The sequence below is a fragment of the Candidatus Scalindua japonica genome (genome assembly GCF_002443295.1).
Classification (GTDB): domain Bacteria; phylum Planctomycetota; class Brocadiia; order Brocadiales; family Scalinduaceae; genus Scalindua; species Scalindua japonica.
This window is the reverse complement of sequence record NZ_BAOS01000026.1, coordinates 1-2,075: the sequence shown is the minus strand read 5'-3', so window position 1 is coordinate 2,075 and position 2,075 is coordinate 1. Positions and strand designations below refer to the sequence as shown.

At 40.1% G+C, this 2,075-nt stretch carries 1 protein-coding gene, 1 pseudogene and 1 riboswitch; the gene and the pseudogene both read left to right on the top strand.

Translation table 11 applies throughout. The annotated features are described in order from the left end of the window. Window positions 1–181: riboswitch (cobalamin riboswitch) on the bottom strand. This riboswitch is flagged as partial in the annotation. A gap of 536 nt (window positions 182–717) precedes the next feature. Beyond that, window positions 718–1,260: a nucleotide-binding protein gene (locus SCALIN_RS13445; RefSeq protein ID WP_096894985.1), complete on the top strand. Its 543-nt coding sequence runs from the start codon at window positions 718–720 to the stop codon at window positions 1,258–1,260. 107 nt (window positions 1,261–1,367) lie between these two features. After that, window positions 1,368–2,075: pseudogene (locus SCALIN_RS13440) on the top strand (cobyrinate a,c-diamide synthase); the annotation flags it as partial.

The window sequence follows — 2,075 nt, the reverse complement described above, 5'->3', positions numbered from 1 at the left end:
GTCTTCTGACTATCGAATCGTCCTACTCATTGCGCCTTCCCATACGCCTGTGGCGAACAGTGGCCTGGCAATTTTCGTCATCGACTACAGCGGCGGGTCCGTTCCCTGTTCTACGAGGGATTCCCTTTTAAATTCCATCCTTAACATTCAGGATGGAATTACCTGTAACAAATTTTTTAATTATCTAAGATCAAAAATAAGAATGGATAATTCTACTTATAATACTTAATCCTGTCAACTTAATCATATTCGAGTCAATGACATTGCTCTTAGCAACGAGCTGATTGAAGTTCTCGGCGTTTTTGTCCGGGTAAGGGGGATGTGTTCTTCAGATTATTGAGAGTTTTTACTCTTGATTTTACTTCTCAACATTATACTATTGTAACTAACGAAGAACAATGTAACTGTGACTATTTAGAAGAAGAGATCATGACGTTATCATTGCTTTATTCCAGTATTTTAATTGCCATAAGATTCCAAATTTCTAAAAAAGCAATAATTACCAGGACTACCTGTAAGTTTGTTTAGCAATAATATGAAATTCAGGTTTGTACAATACCTATTAATAGTAGTCGCAATCATCCTTATGGAGAAAAAATCCATGATCTGATAACACTCCATAAAAAATGGGTTGACACGGTATGCCTATCGTTATATCTTTGAAGCTGTGATAGATATAAATTTTATTATTTTCATAAATTCTCAGATAAAAGTAAAATGAGTATACCTCGAATCATGATTAGCGGAACGCACAGCGGCGTAGGAAAAACATCAGTTACACTGGCTATTTTGGCTGGATTAACCAGAGCAGGCTTACGTGTCAGAGCTTATAAAGTAGGCCCTGATTATATTGATCCGAGTTATCACACGGTTGCGACAAACCGAGCGTCTCATAACCTGGATGAATGGATGATGGGTAAAGATGCATGTCAATGGTTGTTTGAAAAGACATCCCAGGATTGTGACATTGCCGTTATTGAGGGTGTCATGGGTCTGTTTGACGGTGTTTCACCAACGGCCGACGAAGGCAGCAGCGCAGCCCTCGCCAAATTACTAAAGATTCCAGTTATTCTTGTCGTAGACGCTGGTAAAATGGCACGCTCAACTGCTGCCATGATCAAAGGCTATCAAACACTGGATCCGGATATTCACATCTGTGGCGTGATTCTTAATAAAGTTGCCGGGGAGAGCCATCTGAAGTTGCTAACCGAAGCTGTTGAAGCATATAATCGTATTCCGGTATTGGGTACTCGTTTTTAAAAATGAAGGCATTATGATCCCGGAACGCCATCTTGGCTTAAAAAACAGCCTCTGAAAATGAAGATCTGCATGATTGTCTGACAAGACTGGAAGAGTGCTGTCAAAATATGGACCTGGAGCAAATCATGGTCCATGCGAAGAGAGCGCAAAAGAATTCATTATCTGTTCAGGCATTCAATATTATCCCTGAAGCAACAACATCACAGGATCCTATTCGTATCGCCTATGCCTATGATCGTGCATTTCAATTTTATTATCAGGCAAATCTGGATTTTTTAAAAGACTGTGGCGCCGAACTCGTCGTGTTTAGTCCGCTTGAGGATACGACATTACCGGAAAATATAGATGGGTTTTATTTTTGTGGCGGTTTCCCGGAGGTTTATGCTAAAGAAATTAAAGAAAATCAAGACATGCGTGCTTTAATTAAACGGGCCATTAAAGATGGTATTCCCACGTATGCCGAATGCGGAGGGCTTATTTACCTGGCTGAGTCCGTAAAATCTTTAGACGGTAATGTCTTTTCTATGCTGGGGATAATTCCCGGACAAATTGAAATGACCAAAAAACTTGTGAATTTTGGGTATTGTGAAAATGAAATGCTTGACGATTGTTTCCTGGGTCGTAAGGGAGAACAATTTCGCGGACATGAATTCCACTACTCCCAATGGAACGGAGAAGGAGTTGCTGCCATCCACCGATCAGCCAAAAAAAGAAAGGGACAAGAGCGAAACGAAGGATATTGTTTAAATAATGTCCTAGCCAGTTATGTGCATTGCCATTTTCTCTCATATCCACAAAGAGCAAGGCATTTTCTT

What these genes read in the sequence shown, in the direction of transcription:
- SCALIN_RS13445 (WP_096894985.1), top strand. Translation starts at nt 718, where the DNA reads ATGAGTATACCTCGAATCATGATTAGCGGAACGCACAGCGGCGTAGGA.